Annotated in this window: 1 protein-coding gene; it reads right to left on the reverse strand. The window is 69.3% G+C overall.

Annotated features, from left to right (window positions below; all coding sequences use genetic code 11):
• Positions 1-615, reverse strand: a 615-nt coding sequence (locus RCG67_RS17015; protein WP_368827978.1) for a chorismate-binding protein, incomplete at both ends; no start/stop codon positions are given.

The raw sequence follows: 615 nt of genomic DNA on the forward strand, positions 1-615 counted from the left end.
GATGTGGCTGAAGCGCTCGACCTCCATGAACTCCGTGACCTCCACGGAGCCCGGGACGGCGATCTTGGAGATGTCGTTGCGGGCGAGGTCGACGAGCATGAGGTGCTCGGAGCGCTCCTTCTCGTCCTGGAGCAGGTCCCGTTCCAGGTCGAGGTCCTCCTCCACGGTCCGCCCGCGGGGGCGGGACCCGGCGATCGGGTGCGTCACGGCCTGGTCGCCCGTCACGGTCACGAGCGCCTCCGGGGAGGATCCGACGATCGAGAAGGGGCGCCCGTCGGCGTCCTCGAAGCTGTACAGGTACATGTAGGGGCTGGGGTTGATGGCCCGCAGCATGCGGTAGACGTCGAGGGAGTCGGCCCCGCACTCCGTCTCGAAGCGGCGGGAGACCACGACCTGGAAGATGTCGCCGTCGACGATGGCCTTCTTGCCCTCCACGATGGAGTTCATGAACAGCTCGCGGTCCCAGCTCTGGGCGACCTTGGACTCGAGGTCCCCCCGGATCTCGTCGGTGCCGCTGAGCGTCGAGGCGGTGACGTGGCCGGCCGGCCGGGCGAGCTTCTCGAGCATCGCGTGCACCCGCTCCACGGCGTCCGCCCAGGCCTCGTCGACGCGCTC

This window comes from Kocuria cellulosilytica, assembly GCF_040981245.1.
Taxonomy (GTDB): domain Bacteria; phylum Actinomycetota; class Actinomycetes; order Actinomycetales; family Micrococcaceae; genus Kocuria; species Kocuria cellulosilytica.